The organism is Nocardioides ureilyticus (assembly GCF_051280745.1).
Lineage (GTDB): Bacteria > Actinomycetota > Actinomycetes > Propionibacteriales > Nocardioidaceae > Nocardioides.
In genome coordinates this window covers 1-16,232 of sequence record NZ_JBNCOG010000042.1, presented here as the reverse complement: position 1 = coordinate 16,232, position 16,232 = coordinate 1, and the positions used below count along the sequence as shown (strand labels likewise).

Sequence of the window (16,232 nt, the reverse complement as noted above, 5' to 3'; positions counted from 1 at the left end):
TGGGGGCTGCTCACCCGGGCGGGCGGGACTGGCGGGCGCCCCCGCTGGGCACTGCGGCGGCGATGTCCAGCGCGAGCCACCTCTTCGTCGTGCGCGGCCGGATCGAGACGGTCGTCCACGACGCCGCCGTCGTGCCCACCGACGACCAGGGCGAGGTCGCCGACCACTGGCGGCCCGTCGTCGACGGCGGGCCGCCGGTGTGGTTCGTCAGCGTCGGCAACGGTGACGGACTCCCCGCCGAGGAGCTGGTACGCCGGGTGGTCGCCGCGGTCGACGAGGTGGCGGCCGCCGGCCTCCCGCCGGCGAGCAACCGGGTCAAGCCGGTCCTCGCCGTACCCGTCCTGGGGCTGGAGGGCGGGGGCCACGACCGGGACCGCGGCGAGGTCGTGCAGGCCCTCCTCGCCGGGTTGGCCGAGGCGGTCGCCCGCGTGGACCTCGACGTGGCGCTCGTGGTGCCTGACGCGTCGGTGCACGCGGCCGCTCAGCACGTCCGCGCGCGACTCGGCCCGCCGGGACTGGACCCACGACTGGCGGAGGAGGCACGGCGCCTGGGCGACCTGGCCCGCCGCGGCCGGCTGGCGCTCCTCCTCGGCGCCGGGGTGAGCGTGCCCGCCGGACTGCCGTCGTGGGGCGACATGCTCGCGACGCTGGCGGAGCGGACCGGCCACGTCGACGTGGCGCGGGCACCGGGGCTGACCCTCCTGGACCAGGCGCAGCTGCTCGAGCGCCGGGTGCCGGACCTGGGCGAGCAGGTCGCCGCGATCTGCGGCGAGCACCACCGCGGGTCGCTCGCCCACGCCCTGCTCGCGTCGCTGGGCTGCCGCGAGGCGGTCACGACCAACTACGACGGGCTCTACGAGGCGGCCGTCCGTGCCGCCGGCGGCGAGCTGGCCGTGCTCCCGTGGGACGACGCGGCCACCTCGCCCACGCCGGCCGGTCCGTCGGCGTGGGTGCTGAAGCTCCACGGCGACGTCGAGCACCCGGACGGCATCGTCCTCACCCGCCGCGACGTCGTGCGGTTCGACGCCCGGGTGCGCCCGGCGGGTTCGATGCTGCAGACGCTCGCGCTGACCCGACACCTCCTGGTCGTCGGTGCCTCGATGACCGACGACAACGTCGTGCGGCTGCTCCAGGAGGTCCAGGCGCACCGTGAGGACCACGGCATGGACGGCGAGATCGGCACGGTGCTCGACGTCGACGGTGACGAGGCCCGCGGCGAGCTCTGGGCCGGTCAGCTGCGGTGGCTGAGCGTCCCCGGCGCGCGGGTGGAGGAGCGGGCACGGATGCTCGAGGTCCTCCTCGACGCGGTCGCCGCGGAGGCCGCGGACGACGCCTGCTGGCTGCTCGACCCCCGCTTCGCCGGCCTGCTCGACGAGGAGGGGCGCGAGCTCGCCGAGCTGGGCCGCCGCCTGCGCGCCCGGGTGGAGGACCGGGGCCCGGAGTGGCGGCCGCTCGGTCGGGCGCTCGACCGGCTCGGTGCCACGGCCGACCACACGTCGCCCGCTCGCGGACCGAGCCGCTGACCGAGCGGGGCGGCCACGGGCAGGATGGGCGGGTGACCACCGTCCTCACCGCCCTGCCCGTCGGCGACACCGGGCTCCTCGCCGCCCGCCCCGGTCCCGACCTCGCCGCCGCGGGCTACGCCGAGAGCGAGCACGTGGCCTCCGGGTCCGCCCGCTCCTGGGCCGGCGACACCACCGCGTCGGACGGCCGGTGGACCTTGCACGAGCGCGGCACCGCCGACTTCGCGACGCGGGTGGCCGTGCGCGCCCCGCGTGAGGGGGCGGCGTTCAGCGGGACGCTCGTCGTCGAATGGCTCAACGTCAGCTCGGGCAGCGACGCGGCCCCGGACTGGACCTACCTCGCCGACGAGGTGGTCCGGCGCGGGCACGCCTGGGCCGGCGTCTCCGCCCAGCACGTCGGCGTGATGGGCGGGGTGTCGGCCGTCGGGCTCGGCGGCTCCGGCGCCGGGCTGCGTGGCCAGGAGCGGTACGCCGCGCTGCACCACCCGGGCGACGCCTACGCCTACGACCTCTACACGCAGGTGGCGACCGCCGTGGCCGACCACCTGTCCGCGACGCTGGCCCCCGTCACCTGCCTGCTCGCCGCGGGGGAGTCGCAGTCCGCGTACGCGCTCACGACGTACGTCAACGGCGTCCAGCCGATCACCGGCCGCTTCGACGGCTTCCTCGTCCACTCCCGCGGTGGCGCGCCGATGCCGCTCGGTGAGCCGGGCGAGGCGGTCGACATCGCCGAGTTTCGCCAGGACCCGCCGGTGCAGGTCCGCGACGACGTCGGGGTCCCGGTCGTCGTGGTGCAGACCGAGACCGACCTCACCGGGCGGCTGACCTACCTGCCGGCGTGGCAGCCGGACAGCCCGCGGGTGCGGCTGTGGGAGGTCGCCGGGACCGCCCACGCGGACAAGTTCCAGATCGGCGACTTCGAGGAGCTCCTCGGCTGCCCGCGGCCGGTCAACCGCGGCCAGCAGGCGTACGTCGTGCGCGCCGCCCTGCGCCACCTCGAGGCCTGGGCCCGGGGCGGCCCCGCGGCGCCGTCGGCCGACCGGCTCGAGGTGGCCGACGGCCGCTTCGTCACCGACGGCAGCGGCAACGCCCGGGGCGGGGTGCGCACGCCGGTCGTCGACGCGCCGGCGCAGGTGCTGGCCGGCGACACCGCGCCGGGGGCGTCGGTGATCTGCGAGCTCTTCGGCAGCACGCTGCCGCTGGCGCCCGGCCGGGTGGCGGAGCTCTACGCCGACGCGGCGGCGTACCTGCGGGCCTACGAGGAGGCGACCGACGCGGCCATCGCCGCCGGGTTCGTGCTCCCCGAGGACCGGGCGGCGGTGCTCGCCGAGGCGCGGGCGGACCTGGTCGAGGAGGCCCTCAGGTCGCCCAGCTCGGGACGATGAAGACGCCGTCGGCCTCCACGGTCACGCCGTCGGGGTCGGCGATGGTGGCGACGACGAAGATCTTGCGCCCTTCCTCCCGGTCGATCCGGCCCTCGAGCCGGACGGGCCCGAGCGGCGTGGCCCGGCGGTAGCGCATGGTCAGCGTGCCGGTCATGGTGAGTCGCTGGCTGGCGCTGGCGGCGACCCCCATCAGGTGGTCGAGCAGCATCGCGGCCACGCCGCCGTGGACCATCCCCGGCGGACCCTCGTACCGGACGCCCAGCACGGTCTCGGCGTGCACGCCGCCGTCCTCGTCCTCGGTGATCTCCAGCGGCGGGGCGACGGCGTTCCGCTCGCCGACGACCGCGTTGCCCCAGCTCCAGCTGCGGGCCTCGGAGTTGTAGCGGACCCCGGCCGGGCCCTCGAGCTGGCTGGCCCGCAGCCGGGCGACGACCGCGTCGACCTCCGCGCGCGCGAGAGCGACCTCCTCCTCGCTGACGGTCGTGCGGATCGTCGCCTCCACGAGCTCGCGGACGCTGTCGGCCAGGGGCCGGTGCACCGCCTCCAGGCGGTCGACCTCGACGGTCGGGATGTCCTCGTGGACGAACATCGGGTGCTTCACCTGGGGGTCCTCACGGCAGGCTGCGGTCCGGGGCGTGGCTGCCCCAGCGGGCGTCGATCGCGCCCCACGGGTCGGCGTACGTGCGGGTCTGCCCGGCGTACGCCGAGCGGCGGCGCAGGTACTCGTGCAGCGGCGGCGCGAGGAGCCGCAGCAGGAAGCGGCTCCAGCCCGCGGAGCGGCGCACCTCCTCGACGAGGTCGGGCCAGCTGTGCCGCTGGAAGTCGAGCGCGTCCTGCGCCGGTGCGGTGTCCATCCAGTCGGTCGCGAACCACGCGGTCGGGCTCGCGGGGTCGCCCGGGAGGCCCACGGGGATGCCGCCGGTGAGACCGCGGGCGGCCGTGAACGCCGGCACGATGTCGCCCTGCCGGATCCGGTGGGTGCGGTCGTCGCCGCCGATCATCAGGGTCCGGCCCGCGACGGGTGCCTCGGTCGCCGCGGCGAAGGCCCGGGCGACGTCCCTGACGTCGACCGTCTGGATCCGTCCGTCGGTGGGCAGCGCACCTTCGAAGTAGAGCGTGTCGAGGTCGAGCCCGCCGTCCTGGGCGGTGGTGAGCACGCCGCCGAGCCGCAGCACGACCCACTCGAGCCGGGAGCCGCGCACGGCCTGCTCCGCCTCGGCCTTGTGCTGGCCGTACAGGTCGCCGGGCGCGAGCGCGGTGTCGGCGCCGAGGACGTCGTCGTGCAGGTGCGGGTTGCGGGGCCCGTGCACGGCCACGCTCGAGGCGTGCACCAGCCGCGGCGGGGCGTCGAGCGCCGCGGCGGCCGCGACCAGGTGGCGGGTGCCGTCGACGCTCACCCGGCGCGCCACCGCCGGCACGGCGTAGCAGCGGGGCGGGATGACGGCGGCCAGGTGGACCACCGCGTCGGGCCGGACCCGGGCCAGGAGGCGCTCGACCGCGACGGCGTCGGTGAGGTCCGCCCATGCGTGCCGCAGCCGTGGGTGCGCTGTCTCGGCCGCCGCCCGGCGGCCGTCGGGCGTGTCGAGGTCGGTGGCGACCACCTCCGCGCCGCGGTCGAGCAGCTCGGCGACGGTGGCCCGGCCGACCAGGCCGAGGGCGCCGGTGACGAGGACGCGCACGCTCAGAGCACCACGAGCGGCAGGGAGCGCCGCGGCTCGAACTCGAAGGTCGCCCCCGTGCTGATCCGGGTCACCGCCACCTCGTCGGCGTCCGGCGCCGGCTCGTCGCGGGTGAGGATCGCGGCGGTCCACGACCGGTCCTCGCCGGTCACCTCGACGTCCAGGTGCGGGTCGACGCCGCGCACCGCCGCCTGCAGCGGCTGCAGCGCCGCCGGGCCGACGAACGCCAGCCAGGCGCCGTCCTCGTGCGCCGGTGACGGACCGACGGTGACCGTGCCGTCCTCGAACGACGCCTCGACGTACGCCGCGGGGTTGAGCAGCGGGTGCAAACGGAGCACCTGCAGGGCACCGGCCGCGTCGGCGGGCAGGTCGAGCGCCCGGCGGATGCGCTCGGAGGCGACCCCGGCGATCCCGGTCAGCTGGCGGGTCGCGACCGTGCGGAACTGCGTCTCGTCGTCGCCGGTGCGCGCGCGCAGGGCGAGGAGGAACGAGAGGTTCAGCAGGTGCATCTGGAGGCAGACCTCGTCGGCGATCCGGACCAGCGCGGAGTGCGAGAACGCCGCGAAGTCGACGTCGTCGACGAGCGGACCGGCGTAGTCGGCCTGGCCGTCCTCGTCCGGGCCGGCCGGGTCGATCGGGTCGAGCGCGAGCGTGGCGGCCCGGGACCGGGCGTTCACCGCGAGCGCCGGGATGCCCTCGACCGGGGGGTGGGCCGGGTCGATCCGGACGGTCCAGGCGCAGTGCGGCGTGCGGTCGGCCGGCGTCCGCGGCGGCCGGTGGACCGGGCGCACCTGGGCCCGCGGGTTGGTCGCGACGGCCGTGGCGTCGAAGGTCGGGTCCTCGATGTCGTGGCACATGGACCGCACGTAGTCGGGCCCCATCGGCTCGACGTCCATGAGCGCGCCGCAGTGCGCCAGCTCGAACTCGCCGTGCCACCGGTCGTGGACGGTGTAGCGGAAGTCCATGAACTGCGGCGGGGCACCGATGTCGAGCTGCAGGCCCTTGAAGATCGTCACCACGTCGCCCTCGCCGGGCGCCGCCGCGTAGCCCAGCGCCTCCTGCATCCGGCGGGTGTAGAGCGGGGAGGCGCCGGCCCACTCCTCGATGGCGATCTGCGCCATCTCCTCGCGCCCGAACGCCGAGATGCACCAGGCCATGCCGGAGCGGTCGATCAGCTGGCCGATGAGGAGCAGCTCGGGCACGAGGGTCGCGAGCTCGGCGCGGGAGAGGGCGGCGTACCTGCTGGGCATGCGGGCATCGTCGGCCAGCCCACGGGCGGTGTCAACAGTGTTGACAGCTGGCTCGGATTCTGCGGAAACGGTTGACGTAGGTCACATCCGAGGGCATGTTGACGCGCGTCAAGGGACTGGAACCCGTTCTAGTTCCGCGGGACCACGGGAGGACGACGATGGCCGAGAACGTGCAGCAGTGGGTGCGGGAGCGCGCGGAGGACGACGGGGTCGCGGTCAAGTACGGCGACCGCACCTGGACCTGGCGCGAGCACGTCGCCGAGGCGTCCGCCGAGGCCTCGGCGCTGCTCGGCCTCGTGGACCACGAGAAGCCCGTCCACGTCGCCGTGCTGCTCGGCAACACCCCCGACATGCTGCGCTCGATGGCCGCTGCGGCGCTCGGCGGCTACGTCCTGTGCGGGATCAACAACACCCGTCGCGGGGCCGGCCTGGGCGCCGACGTGCGGCGCTCGGACGCCCAGGTCCTCGTCACCGACGCCGAGCACCGGCCGTTGCTCGACGGGCTGGACCTCGAGGGCGTCCGTGTGCTCGAGACGGGCACGCCGGAGTGGGAGCAGCTGCTCGCCGGCGCCGGGCCGCTGCGGCCGCACCGCGAGGTCGAGGCGATGGACACCTTCATGATGATCTTCACCTCCGGGACCAGCGGTGACCCGAAGGCGGTGCGGGTGGCGCACCTGATGGTGCTCTTCGCCGGCATGACGCTGATCGACAAGTTCTCGGTCACGTCAGAGGACACCTGCTACCTCTCGATGCCGCTCTTCCACTCCAACGCCGTGCTCGCCGGCTGGTGCGTGGCGATCGGCTCCGGTGCGGCGATGGCGCCGGCGAAGTTCTCCGCCTCCCACTTCCTCGACGACGTCCGGCACTACGGCGCGACGTACATGAACTACGTCGGCAAGCCGCTCGCCTACGTCCTGGCCACGCCCGAGCGCCCCGACGACGCCGACAACCCGCTGCGGGTGGCCTTCGGCAACGAGGCGAGCGACCGCGACATCGAGGAGTTCTCCCGCCGCTTCGACTGCGCCGTGTGGGACGGCTTCGGGTCCACCGAGAGCGCGGTGATCATCACCCGTGAGCCCGGCACGCCCCGCGGCTCGATCGGCAAGGGCTTCGAGGGCGTGGCGATCTACGACGCGGAGACGGTGACCGAGTGCGAGCCGGCCGTCTTCGACGAGAACGGCGCGCTGACCAACCCCGACCGGGCGATCGGCGAGCTGGTCAACACCCAGGGCGCCGGCTACTTCTCGGGCTACTACAACGACGAGCAGGCCAACGCCGACCGGATGCGGCACGGCATGTACTGGTCCGGCGACCTCGCCTACCGCGACGCCGACGGCTGGATCTACCTCGCCGGCCGCACCGCCGACTGGATGCGCGTGGACGGCGAGAACCTGGCCGCGGCGCCGATCGAGCGGATCTTCCTGCGGCTGCCGCAGCTCAACCGGGTCGCGGTCTACGCCGTGCCGGACGGCAACGTGGGGGACCAGGTGATGGCGGCGATGGTCCTCCAGGACGACGCCACGCTGACCCCGGAGCAGCTCGAGGCGTTCCTGGCCGAGCAGGCCGACCTCTCGCCGAAGGCGTGGCCTCGCTACGTCCGCATCGCCGAGGACCTGCCCTCGACCGCCACCAACAAGGTCGTGAAGCGGCAGCTGATCGCCGAGGGGCCGACGCCGGGGGACGGCGAGCTGTGGGTGCGCGAGGAGCGGGGCCGCAGCTACGCCCGGGCGCAGGTGGGCGTCCCGGCCTGACCGGGCAGCGGACGGCATTCGTCCGGAACCCTTGCCGCGCACGAGAACGTGTTCTAGATTGGACAGGTGTCCAGTGATGTGTCCAGCGCTCCGCGGCAGGAGCTGCACGCCCGGCGGGCCGAGACGGTGGAGCGGCTCTTCGCGGCCGGCGCCGAGGAGCTCGGCGCCGTCGGCCACGAGGCGCTGACCATCCGCGGGGTCGCCGCCCGGGCGGGCGTCTCCGCTGCGACGGCGTACACGTACTTCGCCTCGAAGAACCACCTCTTCGCCGAGCTCTTCTGGCGCCACCTCCTCGCGGACGGCGGCGTCGGGCCGGAGGGCGCGACGGCGACCGAGCGGGTCCGCAGCGTGACCCGGCGGATGGCGGACCGGCTGGCCGGCAGCCCCGAGCTCGCGGCGGCGGTGACCCCGGCGCTGCTCAGCTCCGACCCCGAGGTCGGACGGCTGCGCCTGCGGATCGGCGCCGAGATGGTGGCGCGGTTCCGCGCGGCGCTGGGGGAGGAGGTCGACCCGGCCGTCCTCGAGGCGCTGACCCTCGCCTTCTCCGGCGCCCTGCTCCAGGCCGGCATGGGCGTGATGACCTACACCGACATGGGCGACCGGCTCGACGCCGTGGTCGCCGCGATCCTGGAGGGCCACGCGTGAGCACGACGTACGCCGACCCGGCGGCAGCGCCGCTCGTCTTCGACCCCTACGACTACGCCTTCCACGACGACCCCTACCCGGTCTACGCGCGGCTGCGGGCCGAGGCGCCGCTCTACCACAACCCCACCCACGACTTCTGGGCGCTGAGCCGGCACGCCGACATCGCCGCCGCCGTCCGCGACGACGACACCTACTCCAACGCCATGGGCGTCTCGCTCGACAAGAGCGCGTGGAGCCCGCACGCCCACAAGGTGATGTCGTTCCTCGCCCTCGACCCGCCGCACCAGGCGCGGTTGCGCTCGCTGGTCTCGCGGGCCTTCACGCCGCGCCGGGTCCGCGAGCTGGAGCCACGGGTCCAGGCGCTCACCGAGCACTACCTGGGCCGGGCGCTCGAGGGCGCCGGCCCCGGTGACCAGGTCGAGCTCGACTGGATCGCCGCCTTCGCCGGCAAGCTGCCGATGGACGTCATCTCCGAGATGATGGGCGTGCCGGAGCCCGACCGCGACGAGGTGCGCCGCCTCGCCGACCTGGTGGTCCACCGCGAGGAGGGCGTCTACGACGTGCCGCAGGCCGGCATGGAGGCGGCGATGACCCTGGTCGGCTACTACGCCGACATGCTCGCTCACCGCCGCAAGCAGCCGACCGACGACCTCACCAGCGCCCTGCTGGCTGCAGAGGTCGACGGCGACCGGCTCGACGACGGCGAGATCATCGCCTTCCTCTTCCTCATGGTGGTCGCCGGGAACGAGACCACGACCAAGCTCCTCGGCAACGCGCTCTACCACCTCACCGCACACCCGGCGCAGCTCCACGACGTGCTCGCCGCCGGCCCGGGGGAGGACGGCCTCGTCGGCCCGTGGATCGAGGAGACCCTGCGTCACGACACCTCCAGCCAGATGGTCGCCCGCCACCTCAAGCGCGACGTGGTCCTCCACGGCACGGTCGCCCCGGCCGGCTCGAAGCTGCTGCTCCTGCTCGGCTCGGCCAACCGCGACGAGTCGGTCTTCAGCCACCCCGCCGTCTACGACATCCACCGCGACAAGGCCGAGCTGGGCCAGATCCTGAGCTTCGGCGGCGGCCGACACTTCTGCCTCGGCGCGAACCTGGCTCGGCTGGAGGCCCGCGTGGCGCTGGCGCAGCTGGTCCGGGTCGTCGACGGGCTCGAGGTCGACCACCATGCCGCCGTCCGGGTGCACTCCACCAATGTCCGGGGCTTCGCGGCCCTGCCGACCCGGGTGCGGCTGCGCTGATGGCCGGCAAGTACGCCCAGCCGGCTCGCCGCCCTGCGGTCGTCACCGGCGCCTCGTCCGGCATCGGCGCGGCGACCGCACAGGCCCTGGCCGCGGCCGGCCACCCGGTCGCGCTGGGGGCGCGCCGGGTGGCGCGGTGCGAGGAGCTCGCGGCCGACATCCGCGCCCGGGGCGGCGAGGCGGTCGCCCACCCGGTCGACCTCACCGACCCCGAGTCGGTCGAGGCCTTCGCCAAGGGGGTCACCGGCGACCTGGGCGACGTCGAGGTCGTCGTCTCCAACGCCGGCGCCGTGGCGCCCGGCACGATCCACGAGGTCGACAGCGAGCGGTTCGCCCGCGAGCTGGACCTCAACGTGGTCGGTGCGCACCGCCTCGTGCGGGCCTTCGTGCCCGGCATGGTCGAGCGGCGCCGCGGCGACCTGGTCATCATCTCCTCCGACGTCGCGGTCCGCGCCCGCCCGTTCATGTCCTCCTACGCCGCCGGCAAGTGGGGGCTGGAGGGCATGGCGCACGCGATGCAGATGGAGCTCGAGGGCTCGGGGGTGCGGGTGAGCATCGTCCGGCCCGGCCCGACCTGGAGCGAGATGGGGCAGGACTGGGACGCCGAGGAGGGCGCCTTCGTGCTCGACCAGTGGGTGCGCTTCGGACTGGCCCGGCACCCGCACTTCATGAAGCCCACCGCGATCGCCGACGCCGTCACCACGGTCGTCAGCGCCCCTCGCGGCGTCCACGTCAACCTGATTGAGGTCTCGCCCGAGGCCCCGCTGTCAGCGACGGAGCCGAGCGAGGGACGAGCGAGCGACCGAGCGGACCAGCAGACACCGGAGGACCGATGACCACCACCGCCGAGCCGACCGCCCTCGCCGAGATCCCCGAGGTCTCCTACGCCGTCCCCGACGACGGTCACGGCCACCTCGCCGAGCTGCGCACCGACCCGATCGCCCTGCTGGCGCGGGTCCGCGCCGAGTGCGGGGACATCGGCCGGTTCCGGCTCGCCGACCGCGAGGTCGTGATGGTCTCGGGCGCCGAGGCCAACGAGCAGTTCTTCCGGGCCCCGGACTCCACGCTCGACCAGGCTGCGGCGTACCCGTTCATGACCCCGATCTTCGGCAAGGGCGTGGTCTTCGACGCCTCCCCGGAGGAGCGGCAGCAGATGCTGAAGAACCAGGCGCTGCGCGGCGACATGATGCGCGGCCACGCCTCCACGATCGAGGCCGAGATCCGCCGGATGGTCGCCGGCTGGGGCGACGAGGGCGAGATCGACCTGCTCGACTTCTTCGCCGAGCTGACCATCTACACCACCTCGGCATGCCTCATCGGCAAGCCGTTCCGCGAGGAGCTCGACAGCCGGTTCGCCCACCACTACCACGACCTCGAGAAGGGCACCGACGCGATGGCGTACGTCGACGCCTACGCCGACCTCGAGTCCTTCCGCCAGCGCGACGCCGCCCGCGTGGAGCTGGTCGCGCTCGTGCAGGGCATCATCGACAAGCGGGTCGCCCGCGGCACGGTGCCGAAGGAGGAGCGCGACCTGCTCGACGTGCTCATCAGCGTCGGCATGGACGCCGACTACATCACCGGCATCTTCATCTCGATGATGTTCGCGGGCCACCACACCTCCTCCGGCACGGCGTCGTGGGCGCTGATCGAGCTGATGCGGCACCCCGACGTGATGGCCGAGGTCGTCGCCGAGCTCGACGACCTCTACGCCGACGGCGCGGAGGTCTCCTTCCAGGCGCTGCGCTCGATCCCGCGGCTGGAGGCGGTGCTCAAGGAGACCCTGCGGCTGCACCCGCCGCTGGTCATCCTGCTCCGGGTCGTCGCCGAGGAGATCGAGCTGGCCGGCCACACCATCCCGGTCGGCACCATGGTGGCGGCCAGCCCGAAGGTGTCGAACCGGATCGGCGAGGACTTCCCCGAGCCCGAGGCCTTCGACCCGGGGCGGTACGTCGACCCGCGCCAGGAGGACATCGTCAACCGGTGGACGTGGATCCCGTTCGGGGCGGGCAAGCACCGCTGCGTCGGCTCGGCCTTCGCGATGATGCAGATGAAGGCGATCTTCTCGGTGGTCCTGCGCGACTACGAGTTCGAGATGGCCCAGCCGTCGGAGGACTACCGCGACGACGTGTCGAAGATGGTCATCCAGCTCCAGCAGCCGTGCCGCGTGCGGTACCGCCGGCGGGGCGCGTGATGCGCGTCGTCGCCGACCTGGACCTGTGCCAGGGCCACCAGATGTGCACCGGCGAGGCCCCCGAGGTCTTCGCCTTCGACGACGCGGCCGACCGCGTCGTCGTGCTCGACCCCCGTCCCGACGAGTCGCTGCGCCCCCAGGTCAGCGACGCCGTCAAGTACTGCCCAGCCATGGCGCTCGCCCTCGTGGACGGCGCGGAGGAGGACCGATGAGTGAGCTGACCCGCGCCGAGATCGAGGAGTTCTGGGAGTCCTGGCTCGAGGCCAACCGGACCGCCGAACGGACCGGCGACTGGCGGGTCCTGGCGGAGTCCTACGCCGAGGACGCGACGTACGGCTGGATGTACAGCCCCGACGAGCACTTCATGGCCGTCGGGCGCGACCAGATCCGCGACTGGGCCATCGGCATCGAGATGGACGGCTTGGACGGCTGGCACTACGACTACATGTGCGCGGTCGTCGACGAGGCCAAGGCGATGGTCGTCGGGTTCTGGAAGCAGAGGTCGGGGATCGTCGACGACGCCACCGGCGAGGAGTACGAGATCCTCGGGATCGGCGGCTCGTGGTTCGGGGTGGCCCGCCAGAGCGGCGGCGCCGACGACGGCCTGGTGAAGATCGCCTGGCAGCGCGACTGGTTCGACATGCCCTCGACCGCGCACACCTTCATGTCGATCGTCGAGGCCGGCAAGGCGCCCGACACGCTGCTGAAGCGGATGAGCGTCGGCGGGCTCAAGGTCCCCGGCCACTACCGGCTGAAGGACCTGCCCTCGAGCGTGTGGCCGCCGCCGGTCGAGGCGGGGGAGTACGTCACCCAGGAGACCGCCCAGGGGAAGACCCAGTGACCGGCGCGCTCACCAGCCCGCCGGCCCAGCAGCTGGTCGACGGCAAGCTCGTGCCCGCGTCGGACGGCGCGACGTACGAGATCCTGGCGCCGGCCACCGGTGAGGTCATCGGCCACGCGCCGGACGGCAGCGCCGCCGACGTCGACGCCGCCATCGCGGCCGCGCGGCGTGCCTTCGACGAGACCGAGTGGTCCACCGACGTCGCGCTGCGGGTGCGCTGCCTGCGCCAGCTGCACGCGGCGCTGCTCGAGCACGCCGAGCCGTTCAAGGCGCTGACCACCGCGGAGGTCGGCATGCCCGGCTTCATGATGGGCGCGGCGGGCTTCGACGTGCCGGTCGACGGGCTGCGGTGGGTCACCGACCTGCTGGAGTCCTACGAGTTCGAGACCGACCTCGGCGTGGCCTCGCCGATGGGGATCCCGTCGCGGCGCACCGTCCGCCGGGAGGCGGTCGGCGTGGTGGCGGCGATCAGCCCGTGGAACGTCCCCACCCAGATCAACCTCGCCAAGATCGGCCCTGCGCTGGCCGCCGGCTGCACCGTGGTGCTCAAGCCCGCGCCCGACACCCCCTGGGTCGCCGCGGAGCTCGGCCGGATCGCGGCCGAGCACACCGACCTGCCGCCGGGGGTGCTCAACGTCGTCACGCCGCGCGCCAACGAGGTCGCGGCGCTGCTGACGACCGACCCGCGGGTCGACATGGTCTCCTTCACCGGCTCCACGCAGACCGGGCGCGCGATCATGGCCGCGGCCGCGCCGACGCTGAAGAAGGTCTTCCTCGAGCTCGGCGGCAAGTCCGCCGCCATCGCCCTCGACGACGCCGACGTCGCCTCCGTGGCCGGCGCCACGGCGTTCACCGCCTGCATCCACGCCGGTCAGGGGTGCGCGATCACCACCCGGCTGGTGGTGCCGCGCGACCGGTACGACGAGGCGGTGCAGGTGGCCGCGGCGACCATGGAGTCGATCGGGGCCAAGGACCCGGCGGACCCCGGCGCGATCTGCGGGCCGGTGATCTCGCAGGCGCAGCGGGACCGCGTCGAGTCCTACCTCCGGCTGGCCGAGTCCGAGGGCGGGACCTTCGCGACCGGCGGCCACGTCATCGACCGGCCCGGCTACTGGGTCGAGCCCACGGTCGTCGCGGGCCTCGACAACTCCTCGCGGCTGGCCCAGGAGGAGATCTTCGGGCCGGTGCTCGTCGTGATCCCGCACGACGGCGACGACGACGCGGTCCGGATCGCCAACGACTCGACGTACGGGCTCTCCGGGTCGGTGGACTCAGGCTCGCTGGAGCGCGCGAAGGCGGTCGCGGCGCGGATCCGCACCGGCACCCTCGCCGTCAACGGCGGCGTCTGGTTCAGCCCCGACGCGCCGTTCGGCGGCTACAAGCAGTCCGGCCTCGGTCGCGAGATGGGCCTCGCCGGCTTCGAGGAGTACTTGGAAGTGAAAACCATCGCCGAGCCCGCCTGACCCTGTTGTTCGGTGGTCGAGCCTGTCGAGACCACCCCGTCGTTCGGTGGTCGAGCCTGTCGAGACCACCCCGTCGTTCGGTGGTCGAGCCTGTCGAGACCACCCCGTCGTTCGGTGGTCGAGCCTGTCGAGACCACCCCGTCGTTCGGTGGTCGAGCCTGTCGAGACCACCCCGTTGCACCCCCACCCACGCGAAGGAGAGACATGGTCTCGACAAGCTCGACCGGCGGACGGCTCGAGGACAAGGTCGTCGTCGTCACCGGCGCGGCCCAGGGCATCGGCGAGGCGTACGCCCGTGCGATCGCCGCCGAGGGCGCGGCCGTCGTGGTCGCCGACCTGAACGAGGAGGCGGGCGGCAAGGTGGCCGCGTCGATCAACGAGGGCGGCGGGCGGGCGATCTTCGTGCGCACCGACGTCTCCTCCGCGGAGTCGGCCGAGGCGATGGCCACGCGGGCCATCGCCGAGCTCGGCGGCATCGACGGGCTGGTCAACAACGCCGCCATCTACGGCGACATGCAGTTCGACCTGCTCATCAGCGTCGACTGGGACTACTACCGCAGGTTCATGTCGGTGAACATGGACGGCGCGCTGGTGATGACCCGCGCGGTCTACCCGCACATGCAGCGTCGCGGCGGCGGGTCGATCGTCAACCAGAGCTCCACGGCGGCCTACCTCTACTCCGGCTTCTACGGGCTGGCCAAGGTCGGCGTCAACGGCCTCACCCAGCAGCTGGCCCACGAGGTCGGCGGCATGGGGATCCGGGTCAACGCCATCGCGCCGGGGCCGACCGACACCGAGGCGACGCGCACCCAGGCCGGGGACGCGTCGAAGGAGCTGGTCAAGGGCCTCGCGCTGAAGCGGATGGGCCAGCCCGAGGACATGGTGGGCGCCTGCGTTTTCCTGCTCTCGGAGGAGTCGGCGTGGGTGACCGGCCAGATCCTGGCCGTCGACGGCGGGCAGACCTTCCGTGGCTGAGCCCGCCGCCTCGGCCGGGCCGGTCGTCGGGTTCGTCGGCCTGGGCAACATCGGCAAGCCGATGGCGCTGCGGCTGGCCGCCTCCGAGCTGCCCCTGCACGTGTACGACGTCGCGCCGGGCCCGCTGGCCGAGCTCCAGGCGGCGGGGGCGGAGGTCGCCGGCAGCGTCGCCGAGCTCGCCGCGGCCGTCGACGTGCTGTGCGTGATGGTGCGCGACGACGAGCAGGTGCGCGAGGTCCTCGGTGAGGTCCTCGGCGTCGGCCAGGGTGCGGACGACCGGCTCACCGTCGTCCTGCACTCCACGGTCGCCCCGGCAACGCCCCGGCAGCTGGCCGTGACGGCCGCGCGCCACGGCGTACGGGTGCTGGACGCGCCGGTGAGCGGCGGGCCGATGGGGGCGGCCGAGGGCACGCTGGCGATCCTGGTCGGCGGGGACGACGCGGCCTTCGCCACGGCCCGGCCGGCGCTCGAGGTGATGGGTGCCAAGGTGGTGCACGCGGGGCCGATCGGGGCGGGCACGCAGCTCAAGCTGGCGCGCAACCTGATGCACTTCGTGGCGTTCACCGCCGCCACCGAGGCCCAGCGGCTGGCCGGGGCCGCGGGCCTCGACCTCAAGGCGCTCGGTGACGTGGTCCGCCACACGGACGCCCTCACGGGCGGGCCGGGCGCGATCATGCACCGCGAGACCACGGCGCCGATCGCGCCGGACGACTTCTGGTACGGCGTCTTCGGCCACGTCGCCGACCTGGGGGAGAAGGACCTCGGCTTCGCGCTGCAGCTGGCCGACGAGCTCGGGGTCGACGTACCGCTCGCGCGGCTGGCGGAGCGGGACCTGCGGAAGGGATTGGGTCTGTGACCGGGGACAGCGGGAAGTTCGACGACCTGCCGGAGGTCCGCCGCCGCGGCCTGGAGAAGATGGAGCAGGTCTACGGCTTCGACATGACCGACGGCCAGGGCGACTTCTTCGGCTACACCGCCGACCACCTCTTCGCCGACGTCTGGCACCGGCCGGGGCTCTCGGACCGGGACCGCCGGCTGCTGCTCATCGGGCTGCTGGCCGGGCAGGGCGCCGCGGACGTGCTCGGCATCCAGGTCCCGGCCGCCCACGCGAACGGGGAGCTCGACGACGAGGCGCTCCGTGAGATCGTCATCTTCATGTGCCACTACGCCGGCTGGCCCCAGGGGGCCCGCCTGAACTCGATCGTCGAGGAGACCATCGCCCAGGCCGCGCGGCGCGCGGCCAAGGCGGCGAAGGCAGGCGACGCCGGCGACGGGGTGG

At 73.8% G+C, this 16,232-nt stretch carries 16 protein-coding genes; 13 read left to right on the top strand and 3 right to left on the bottom strand.

The genetic code is table 11. The features are described 5' to 3' along the window. The first annotated feature begins 62 nt into the window (after positions 1-62). Together ACSMHG_RS17600 and ACSMHG_RS17595 are read left to right on the top strand one after the other, a co-directional pair. Positions 63-1,523, top strand: coding sequence for an SIR2 family NAD-dependent protein deacylase (locus ACSMHG_RS17600; protein WP_435747521.1), 1,461 nt, complete (start codon positions 63-65; stop codon positions 1,521-1,523). A 32-nt stretch (positions 1,524-1,555) separates the two neighbouring features. Further along, positions 1,556-2,908, top strand: coding sequence for an alpha/beta hydrolase domain-containing protein (locus ACSMHG_RS17595; protein ID WP_435747519.1), 1,353 nt, complete (start codon positions 1,556-1,558; stop codon positions 2,906-2,908). On the opposite strand, the gene ACSMHG_RS17590 is transcribed toward ACSMHG_RS17595, so the two are convergent. From ACSMHG_RS17590 to ACSMHG_RS17580, 3 genes are read right to left on the bottom strand one after another with little or no spacing between them, the layout of a single operon-like run. After that, positions 2,883-3,509, bottom strand: coding sequence for a PaaI family thioesterase (locus ACSMHG_RS17590; RefSeq protein WP_435747517.1), 627 nt, complete (start codon positions 3,507-3,509; stop codon positions 2,883-2,885). The two genes, ACSMHG_RS17595 and ACSMHG_RS17590, sit on opposite strands and share 26 nt — an antisense overlap. Positions 3,510-3,519: 10 nt before the next feature. Further along, a complete protein-coding gene (locus ACSMHG_RS17585) occupies positions 3,520-4,587 on the bottom strand; it encodes an NAD-dependent epimerase/dehydratase family protein (RefSeq protein ID WP_435747515.1) in 1,068 nt (355 codons plus the stop codon). 2 nt (positions 4,588-4,589) lie between these two features. Next, the gene (locus ACSMHG_RS17580; RefSeq protein ID WP_435747513.1) at positions 4,590-5,837 is read right to left on the bottom strand and encodes a hypothetical protein; all 1,248 of its coding nucleotides are present in this window, start codon (positions 5,835-5,837) and stop codon (positions 4,590-4,592) included. A gap of 158 nt (positions 5,838-5,995) precedes the next feature. Here ACSMHG_RS17580 and fadD1 point away from each other — a divergent pair, with 158 nt between their 5' ends. The 11 genes from fadD1 to ACSMHG_RS17525 form a co-directional block, all read left to right on the top strand. Continuing rightward, the gene (gene fadD1, locus ACSMHG_RS17575; protein ID WP_435747511.1) at positions 5,996-7,588 is read left to right on the top strand and encodes a fatty-acid--CoA ligase FadD1; all 1,593 of its coding nucleotides are present in this window, start codon (positions 5,996-5,998) and stop codon (positions 7,586-7,588) included. A 66-nt stretch (positions 7,589-7,654) separates the two neighbouring features. Continuing rightward, a complete protein-coding gene (locus ACSMHG_RS17570; protein ID WP_435747509.1) occupies positions 7,655-8,233 on the top strand; it encodes a TetR/AcrR family transcriptional regulator in 579 nt (192 codons plus the stop codon). Further along, positions 8,230-9,483, top strand: coding sequence for a cytochrome P450 (locus ACSMHG_RS17565; protein ID WP_435747507.1), 1,254 nt, complete (start codon positions 8,230-8,232; stop codon positions 9,481-9,483). Before ACSMHG_RS17570 ends, ACSMHG_RS17565 begins: the two co-directional genes overlap by 4 nt. Beyond that, on the top strand, positions 9,483-10,319 hold the full coding sequence (locus ACSMHG_RS17560; RefSeq protein WP_435747505.1) for an SDR family oxidoreductase: 837 nt from the start codon (positions 9,483-9,485) through the stop codon (positions 10,317-10,319). The genes ACSMHG_RS17565 and ACSMHG_RS17560 overlap by 1 nt, the downstream gene beginning before the upstream one ends. After that, positions 10,316-11,674, top strand: coding sequence for a cytochrome P450 (locus ACSMHG_RS17555; protein ID WP_435747503.1), 1,359 nt, complete (start codon positions 10,316-10,318; stop codon positions 11,672-11,674). The genes ACSMHG_RS17560 and ACSMHG_RS17555 overlap by 4 nt, the downstream gene beginning before the upstream one ends. Further along, entirely contained in the window at positions 11,674-11,886 is a 213-nt protein-coding gene (locus tag ACSMHG_RS17550; protein ID WP_435747501.1) for a ferredoxin, read from the top strand. The genes ACSMHG_RS17555 and ACSMHG_RS17550 overlap by 1 nt, the downstream gene beginning before the upstream one ends. Beyond that, positions 11,883-12,515 carry a nuclear transport factor 2-like protein gene (locus ACSMHG_RS17545; protein ID WP_435747499.1) on the top strand — a complete coding sequence of 211 codons (633 nt, stop codon included), beginning with the start codon at positions 11,883-11,885 and terminating at the stop codon, positions 12,513-12,515. The genes ACSMHG_RS17550 and ACSMHG_RS17545 overlap by 4 nt, the downstream gene beginning before the upstream one ends. Continuing rightward, positions 12,512-13,978 (top strand): aldehyde dehydrogenase, encoded by a 1,467-nt coding sequence (locus tag ACSMHG_RS17540; protein WP_435747497.1) that lies wholly within the window; start codon positions 12,512-12,514, stop codon positions 13,976-13,978. The genes ACSMHG_RS17545 and ACSMHG_RS17540 overlap by 4 nt, the downstream gene beginning before the upstream one ends. A 204-nt stretch (positions 13,979-14,182) precedes the next feature. After that, complete coding sequence (locus ACSMHG_RS17535) at positions 14,183-14,953, top strand: SDR family oxidoreductase (protein WP_435747495.1); 771 nt, start codon at positions 14,183-14,185, stop codon at positions 14,951-14,953. Then, positions 14,946-15,809, top strand: coding sequence for an NAD(P)-dependent oxidoreductase (locus ACSMHG_RS17530; protein WP_435747493.1), 864 nt, complete (start codon positions 14,946-14,948; stop codon positions 15,807-15,809). The genes ACSMHG_RS17535 and ACSMHG_RS17530 overlap by 8 nt, the downstream gene beginning before the upstream one ends. Then, positions 15,806-16,232: carboxymuconolactone decarboxylase family protein (locus ACSMHG_RS17525; RefSeq protein ID WP_435747491.1), on the top strand; the 427-nt coding region annotated here is incomplete at its 3' end. The genes ACSMHG_RS17530 and ACSMHG_RS17525, both read left to right, overlap by 4 nt.

Coding starts and splice junctions, on each gene's coding strand:
- ACSMHG_RS17535 (WP_435747495.1), top strand. CDS start 14,183: ATGGTCTCGACAAGCTCGACCGGCGGACGGCTCGAGGACAAGGTCGTC.
- ACSMHG_RS17560 (WP_435747505.1), top strand. CDS start 9,483: ATGGCCGGCAAGTACGCCCAGCCGGCTCGCCGCCCTGCGGTCGTCACC.
- fadD1 (WP_435747511.1), top strand. CDS start 5,996: ATGGCCGAGAACGTGCAGCAGTGGGTGCGGGAGCGCGCGGAGGACGAC.
- ACSMHG_RS17555 (WP_435747503.1), top strand. CDS start 10,316: ATGACCACCACCGCCGAGCCGACCGCCCTCGCCGAGATCCCCGAGGTC.
- ACSMHG_RS17550 (WP_435747501.1), top strand. CDS start 11,674: ATGCGCGTCGTCGCCGACCTGGACCTGTGCCAGGGCCACCAGATGTGC.
- ACSMHG_RS17600 (WP_435747521.1), top strand. CDS start 63: ATGTCCAGCGCGAGCCACCTCTTCGTCGTGCGCGGCCGGATCGAGACG.
- ACSMHG_RS17545 (WP_435747499.1), top strand. CDS start 11,883: ATGAGTGAGCTGACCCGCGCCGAGATCGAGGAGTTCTGGGAGTCCTGG.
- ACSMHG_RS17580 (WP_435747513.1), bottom strand. CDS start 5,837: ATGCCCAGCAGGTACGCCGCCCTCTCCCGCGCCGAGCTCGCGACCCTC.